The sequence below is a fragment of the Streptomyces sp. GC420 genome, assembly GCF_009916105.1.
In the GTDB taxonomy this organism is placed as follows: domain Bacteria; phylum Actinomycetota; class Actinomycetes; order Streptomycetales; family Streptomycetaceae; genus Streptomyces.
Map to the genome: position 1 here is coordinate 1 of NZ_JAAAXQ010000380.1, position 7257 is coordinate 7257.

Annotated in this window: 6 protein-coding genes; 3 read left to right on the top strand and 3 right to left on the bottom strand. The window is 72.2% G+C overall.

Annotated elements, in window-relative coordinates; translation table 11 throughout:
* The first annotated feature begins 362 nt into the window (after nt 1-362).
* Nucleotides 363-1703 (top strand): transcriptional regulator, encoded by a 1341-nt coding sequence (locus GUY61_RS31655; RefSeq protein WP_166633685.1) that lies wholly within the window; start codon nt 363-365, stop codon nt 1701-1703.
* Between the two features lie 153 nt (nt 1704-1856).
* The gene (locus GUY61_RS31660; protein WP_166633687.1) at nt 1857-2387 is read left to right on the top strand and encodes an NUDIX domain-containing protein; all 531 of its coding nucleotides are present in this window, start codon (nt 1857-1859) and stop codon (nt 2385-2387) included.
* A 48-nt stretch (nt 2388-2435) separates the two neighbouring features.
* Here the strand turns inward: GUY61_RS31660 and GUY61_RS31665 are convergent, their stop codons facing one another.
* A complete protein-coding gene (locus GUY61_RS31665) occupies nt 2436-2693 on the bottom strand; it encodes a hypothetical protein (RefSeq protein ID WP_166633688.1) in 258 nt (85 codons plus the stop codon).
* Between the two features lie 217 nt (nt 2694-2910).
* Nucleotides 2911-3771, bottom strand: coding sequence for a 3-hydroxybutyryl-CoA dehydrogenase (locus GUY61_RS31670; protein WP_166633690.1), 861 nt, complete (start codon nt 3769-3771; stop codon nt 2911-2913).
* A gap of 3 nt (nt 3772-3774) precedes the next feature.
* Here GUY61_RS31670 and GUY61_RS31675 point away from each other — a divergent pair, with 3 nt between their 5' ends.
* Nucleotides 3775-3924 carry a hypothetical protein gene (locus GUY61_RS31675; protein ID WP_166633692.1) on the top strand — a complete coding sequence of 50 codons (150 nt, stop codon included), beginning with the start codon at nt 3775-3777 and terminating at the stop codon, nt 3922-3924.
* A gap of 132 nt (nt 3925-4056) precedes the next feature.
* Here GUY61_RS31675 and GUY61_RS31680 read toward each other — a convergent pair whose 3' ends face one another.
* Nucleotides 4057-6762, bottom strand: a complete 2706-nt coding sequence (locus GUY61_RS31680; RefSeq protein ID WP_313896964.1) for a cellulose binding domain-containing protein — start codon at nt 6760-6762, stop codon at nt 4057-4059.
* Nucleotides 6763-7257 lie beyond the last annotated feature (495 nt).

A 7257-nucleotide genomic window follows, 5' to 3' on the forward strand; every position in this document is an offset into this window, starting at 1 on the left:
CCTCGAAACCTTCCTGGTCCTCCTCCTCGGCGGCGTGATCTGACCCGCGGCCGTCCACCGCGAGGGGCCGCCCCCGGCCGGGGGCGGCCCCTCGCGCTGTTCCGCCACGGCCACCGTGGCGCGCCGCCCGCCCCGCCTCGGAGTGTCGGGCAGACAGCGGGGCGGGCGGCGCGGGGCTTCGGGCCGCCGCACTGCAGGAGGGGGAGCCGGCGGCCCGGCCACCTCTTGACGAGGCATTTCAGTCAATCGGGCAGGAACCGTCCGGGGCAGAGCGCACAAGCCCCGGATCCGGGCACTCCGTTCACACCCCGTGCGAAGGCCGCTCCACTACGCTGTCGCCACGGAGCCACCGGAGGCATCCCATGCAGCCCAACGCCCTGCTCGACGCCGTACTCGACGAAGCCGGCATCTCGCATGCCGGGCTTGCCGCGCACGTCAACCAGGCCGGCCGCGGACGCGGACTCGCCCTGCGCTACGAGCACACCGCGGTCGCCCGCTGGCTCAAGGGCCAGCGCCCCCGCGGCCAGGTCCCCGATCTCATCTGCGAGGTGCTGTCCGCGCGGCTGCACCGTCCGGTCACCCTCGACGACATCGGGCTCGGCATCCCGGGCCAGACCGCCTCCCCGCACGGCTCCCCGCTGTCCGGCTTCGTCGACCGCGCCACCGCCCTGTGGCGTTCCGACGAGCAGCAGCGCCCGCACATCCTCGGCGCGCCCGCCGTCACCGGCACCCCCGCCGTGATGCCCGTGTGGGAGTGGGAGAACCCGCCCGAGGACGGCGACGTCTCCCGCGACGGCCGTACCCGCGTCGGCATGGCGGACATCCAGATGCTGCGCGCCGCCCGCGCCCACTACGAGCAGATGTACCGCAAGGCGGGCGGCGTGGCCACGCGCCACCGCATCGTCGGTTTCCTCAACGCCGAGGCCGCGCCGCTGCTGCGCGGCGGCTACACCGACGCGCTGGGGCGCCAGTTGCACCGGGCCACGGGCGGGCTGGTGGCGATCGCCGGCATCTGCGCGTACGACTCCGACGCCCACGGCCTCGCCCAGCGCTACTTCCACCAGGCGCTGCGCCTGGCCAAGGCCAGCGGCGACCGCGGGCTCGGCGCCTACGTCATAGCCCTGCTCGTCAACCAGTCGCTGTTCATGCGGGAGGACCGGCAGGCGGTCGCCTTCGCGGAGGCCGCGCTGCGCGCCGCGGGCCGCCAGATCACCCCGGCGCTCGCCGCCGACCTCTACGCCATGCAGGCCAAGGCGTACGCACACCTCGGCGACAGCGGCAGCGCCCTGGCGTGCATACGGCGCGCCGAGTCCGCCGCCGAGCGCATCAGCCCCGGCCAGGAACCCGACGAGACGGGTTATGTCCAGCCGGGACTGGTCAACGTCCAGGTGGCGGAGGCCCTCCTCGGCCTGGGCGACCTGGGGGCCGCCCATCGGCACGCCGCCGCGGCCGTCGGCACGCCCGCCCACGACAGGGGCCGTGTGCACCGGCTGGCGATGCTCAGTCAGGTGCAACTCCGTCGGGGAGAGGCCGACCGCGCGGCGGCCACCGCCGTCCAAATGGCCGAGCTGGCCAGGGGGATGGAGTCCCAGCGGCTCAGGGACCGGCTCCGCGAGGTGCGCGAGCGCCTGGCCGGGAGCGGGTGCTCCGGGACGGCGGAGGCGGCCGAACTGATCGACAGAGCGCTGCGCCTGCCTCTGTGAGACCGCCCGGCCGGGACGACTCCGCCGTGAGACCGCCCCGCCGTGAGAGGCGCCGCCCCGGTGGGAGCTGTGGATGCGGCGCCGGCCGCGTTCCTCATCCGTGCGGACTCCTGCTGCCATGAAGCCATCTCTTCGGCGGAAGGTGGCAGAAACATGCAGTGGCGGAATCTCGAGGAGCACACCGTTTACGCGAACCGCTGGTTCCGGGTGAGGCTCGCCGATGTGGAGTTACCGGACGGGACGCATCTCGACCACTTCGTCATACGGCTGCGTCCGGTCGCCGTGGCGACGATGGTCAACCGGGCGAACGAGGTGCTGCTGCTGTGGCGGCACCGCTTCATCACCGACAGCTGGGGGTGGGAACTCGCGGCCGGCGTCGTGGAGGAGGGGGAGAAGATCGAGGAGGCGGCCGCACGGGAGATGGAGGAGGAGACCGGCTGGCGGCCCGGTCCGCTGCGGCATCTCATGACCGTCGAGCCGTCCAACGGACTCACCGACGCCCGGCACCACGTGTACTGGGCCGAGGAAGGCTCGTACGTGGGACATCCGCGGGACGACTTCGAGTCGGACCGACGGGAATGGGTCCCGCTGGGGCTCGTTCCCGGCATGGTGGCCCGCGGCGAAGTGCCGGCCGCCAACATGGCGGCCGCGCTGCTGCTCCTCCACCATCTGCGGCTGGGCTGACCCGCCGCGACGCGTATCACCCGCCCGTGTGCCTCCTCGGCGCCCGGGTCAGTTCCCGAACGCCTGCCAGACGGCCGCGATCAGCGCTCCCACCGTGCTCAGTGCGGCGAGCGCCGGCAGCGGCCAGCGGCGGTGCTCCAGCGCCGCCACCCGGGCGGCCAGTCCCGACAGATCCTTGTCGCTCTGGGTGTCGCGCTGGTCGATCAGCGCCAGCCGTCCCTCGATCCGGGCAAGCCCGACGTCGAGGCAGCGGCGTAACTCCGCGTGCTTGTCCACGACCACGGGATGTGCGGGGTCGGTGGCCACAGTCTGCTCCTCCTTCCGGAACGGGACGGGAAGAGCTCCACGTCCCGTGAGTTGTCCGTACCGAGTCAACTCGTCCCGGGAGCGGGGCGGGAGCGTGTGCGAGGGGCATATGCGCGCACACGGCGCACACACCGTGTGCGCCGGCGCGGGCCCGGTCCCCACCGGGGGGACCGGGCCCGCGCCCTGAGCCGTGACGCCGCGTCAGTCTCCGCGTCGGTCAGCCGTACGAGTAGAAGCCGGAGCCGGCCTTGCGGCCGAGCCGGCCCGCGTCCACCATCCGCTGCAGCAGCGGGGGAGCGGCGTACAGCGGCTCCTTGAACTCGGCGTACATGCTGTCCGCGACCGAGGCCACGGTGTCCAGACCGATCAGGTCCGAGAGCTTCAGCGGGCCCATCGGATGGGCGCAGCCCATCTCCATGCCGTTGTCGATGTCCTCACGGCTTGCGATGCCCGACTCGAACATCCGGATCGCCGACAGCAGATACGGGATGAGCAGCGCGTTCACCACGAAGCCCGAGCGGTCCTGGGCACGGATCGCGTGCTTGCCCAGGACGTCCGTGACGACGGCCTCGGCCCGCTTGACCGTCTCGTCGCTCGTCGTCAGGGCCGGGATCAGCTCCACCAGCTTCTGCACCGGGGCCGGGTTGAAGAAGTGGATGCCGATGACCTGGTCGGGGCGGGAGGTGGCGACGGCCAGCTTCACCAGCGGGATGGAGGAGGTGTTGGACGCGAGGATCGCGTCGGGGCGGGTCACCACCTGGTCGAGGACCTGGAAGATCTCGGTCTTCACCTGCTCGTTCTCCACGACGGCCTCGACGACGAGGTCACGGTCGGCGAACTCTCCGAGGTCGGTGGTGAAGCTCAGCCTGGCCAGGGTCGCGTCCCGCTCCTCGGCCGTGATCTTGCCGCGGTCGGCGGCCTTGGAGAGCGAGGACGTCAGCCGTGTGCGGCCGAGTTCCAGGGCTTCGCCGGTGGTCTCGGCGACTTTCACATCCAGCCCGCTGCGGGCGCACACCTCCGCGATGCCCGCGCCCATCTGGCCGCAGCCCACCACTCCGACGCGTTCGATGTCCGTCACCTCGTGCCTTTCGCTGTGTTCCGCACCGGCAGGGCGGACGCCGTACGGTTCCGGCTGCCCTGCCCCGACCCCACGACGGTACTCCCGGGCAGGGGCGAGGAGACGGCCGGGGCCGCCTCCTGCCCGATCATCGATCAAACGCCCGGCGAGTGAGCCGAAGGAGCGCGCCTGCGTCGAGAGGGAGAACGCGCGCAGGCCGCGAGGAACGAGTGGCCGAGCACCTTCGACCGTCGGCGCAGGCTTTGGCGCGCCGGAGGCGAACCGAGCCCGGAAAAGATGTGACGTTCAGCTCACCGCGCAGCTCTCGCCGCCCATCGCGAATTCGCCGGGGCTGCCGTTGGCGCCCGCCCAACTCCCCGTGAATCCGAACGTCACCGAGGCTCCGGGCATCACCGTGCCGTTCCAGGAGGCGTTGCCGGCCACCACCTCGGCACCGGTCTGCCTGTGTGTGGCGTTCCACATCTGGGTGATCCGCTGTCCGTCGGGGAACGGCCATGTCAGCTCCCAGCCGTCGTAGCCGGAGCGCGAGGTGTTGGTGAGGGTCACCTCCCCCTGGAAGCCGCCCGACCACTGGTTGGTGACCTTGTAGGTCACCGAGCAGGCGGCGTCCGCCGGGGGCTCCTCGGGGTCCGGGCCGGGGTCGGTGCCCCCGTCCCCGCCGTCCCCGTCCGCGGCCTCGCCGTACAGGATCCCGCGCCCGTTGGTGGAGACGTACACCCGCCCGTAGACCCGCGGGTCGCCGGTGATCGACGCCCCGGTCCAGGCCCACTGGTGGGCGTCGTCGTTGATCCGGGTCCAGCTCGCGCCCGCGTCCGTGGACCGGAAGATGCCGCGCACCCCGCCGATCTTCGCGCTGACGAAGACCGTCTGGTACGAGGCTCCGGGAGCCGCCTTGCCGAAGCCCACGGCGTCGGCCTGCTCCACCCCGGAGACCCGGGTGAAGGTCGTCCCCGAGTCCGTGGAGTGCCACAGCCCGTAGGTGCCGGTGGCGGTGCCGCCCGCGAGCCACACGTCTCCCTCGGTGCCCGGCACGGCCCTGAAGCGGACGTTGCCCTCGGCGGGCAGACCGCTCGACGCCCTGGCGGTGAAGCTCGTCCCGCCGTCCGTGGAGACGTAGAACGTGCCGGACTTGTAGCCGTAGAACTTCTCCGGGTTCACGCGGTCGGACTCGACGGCCGCCCCGGCCGGGATGCCGGTGGACGCCGTCCAGGAGTTGCCGAAACCGGTGGTGTGGTGGACGCCCGCGCCCTCGGGGCTCCACACGAAGCCGCTGCCGTCGGCCGCGGCGGCGACCGTGCCGCCGCCTGACACCCCTGAGGGCTCCGAGCCCTGGAACCAGTTGGCGCCGTTGTCCGTGGAGAAGCCGATGTGCGGGGCCGCGTCGGCGTTGCCCACACGGACCACCGTGTCCGGGTTCTTCTCGGCGAAGTCCAGGCTCGTGGTCGTCGCCAGGTTGGGCGAGGTGTACATCAGCTTCGGTACGGAGTCGAGGCCGGTGTGCCGGAAGCCGCCGACGTCACCGAGGGCCGACAGCAGCGGGGCCCCGGACGGAGGGCTCGCCAGATCGTTGACGGCCGTTTCCTCCAGGCCCTTCACCATGGGAGTGATCTTCATCTGGCCGCCGGAGTCCCAGGCGGTGAGGTTCTCGGTGCCGTAGACCGTCGCTCCCGTGCCGTACATCATCCGGTCCGAGTCGAACGGGTCGATCTCGAGGGCCTCGGTCATCCAGCCGAGCTTCGGCGTCACCTCGGGCGGGGAGGGGTTCGCACCCCAGGACAGCCAGGGCACGGAGGAGATGTCCTGGGTGTAGCGGAAGGAACGGCTGGGATAGCCGGTGTAGTCCCAGGCCTTCGTCCAGGTCGCCCCGCTGTCCGTGGAACGGAAGATCTGGGTGTCGGGCCACCAGGAGCTGTAGGCCGTCGCCATCAGGGTGCCGGGCCGCTGCCGGTCCACACTCAGCCCGCTGAAGCCGTAGTAGGTGTCCGCCTCCGCGACCGGGCTGACGTCGGTCCACTCGCCGTTGGCCGTGTCGTAGCGGGCGATCCGGCCCTTGTCGCCGTCGTACGGCCCGCCCTTGTCGCTCAGCGTCAGATAGAGGTGGCCGGTGGCGGTGTCGAGCACGCCCTTGTGCGCGAGGTATCCGGTCGGCTGGCCGGCGAGCCGGGACCACGTGGAGCCGCCGTCCGTCGAGCGGTAGACGGTGCTGTCCTTGTCCGCCACCCCGACGTAGACGGTCTGTGTGGCGCTGCCCGCGCTGCCGGTCCGCCCGTCGAAGGTCACCCACACGACGCCCTGGTTGTCACTGGCGTAACCGCTGGTGTCGGTGGGGTCCTGGGCGTAGTTGCCCGGGTTGGGGAAGGCCGTCACCTCCGACCAGGTGACCCCGGAGTCGGTGGACCGCCACAGGCCGTTGCCGCTGGGTGCGCCGAGATAGAGGACGGAGTTCTTGTTGGGGTCGACCGCGAGGCGCTCGCCCATGCCGCGACCGGGCATGTTGCCGCCGAGCTTGAAGGGCAGTGTGGTCGCCTGCCAGGTGGTGCCGCGGTCGGAGGAGCGCAGTACCGCGCCGTTGGCGGGGTCCCAGCTGTTGGTGTATGTGCCGACGGCGGCGTACACGTTGTCGGGCTCGACCGGGTCGGAGGCGAGGCTCACCACTCCGGTCCAGCCCCAGTGGTCCCAGTCCACCCAGTCGAGCAGCGGGGTCCACTGCTTGCCCGACTGGTCCCAGCGGTAGGCGCCGCCGATGTCGGTGCGGGCGTAGGCGAGGTTCTTCTCCGACTGGTTGAAGACGATGCCGGGGACGAAGCCGCCGCCGTCGATCCTCACGTTCTTCCAGTCGTAGGTGTCGGCGGCGATGGACACATCGGATGCCTGGGTGCTGCGGGGCACGTCGTCGGAACGGGCGGCGGCCGGCGCCCCGGCCGCCGCCAGCCCGAGCGTCAGGCTGAGCGCCGCGAGCAGGACGGCCAGGGGTCTGGTGCTCAAGGGCACGGGAAGGTCCTCTCCGAGCGGAACCGCCCAGGAGGGCGGTCAGGGCGGGTGCGGGGCTGATCGGAGGTGGGAGCGCTCCCATGTGTGCCGCGATGGTAGCCGTGTGGGGTTGCCGGGAGAAGAGTGGTGCACGGGATTCATCGGAGGAATGGAGAGGGACGGGGAAGTGACGGGGAAGTGCGGAGACCCGTAGAGCCGCTCCTGGCTGCGCGGGTGTCCCGGCTGCGGAGGCTCCCGACGGGCGCGCCGGGTGCGGGGATGCCGCGGGCTGCCCGGTGGTGGGTTGTGCGCAGTACCCGGGGGAGGTCGGTTCGGCCGGAGTCGGGAGTATGCCGGTCCCCGCGCCCCGGCGGGTCCGCCGGTCGTCGACCGGGTCCCGCCGGCCCGACCGGTTCCGCGGGCGGGGCCGTGCCGGCCGCCCGGCCGGAGCCGTCTCCTCCCCGGGTCCCGGGCCGCCCACCGGGCCCGCGGACGTGGGCAGAGGGTGGCCGGGGT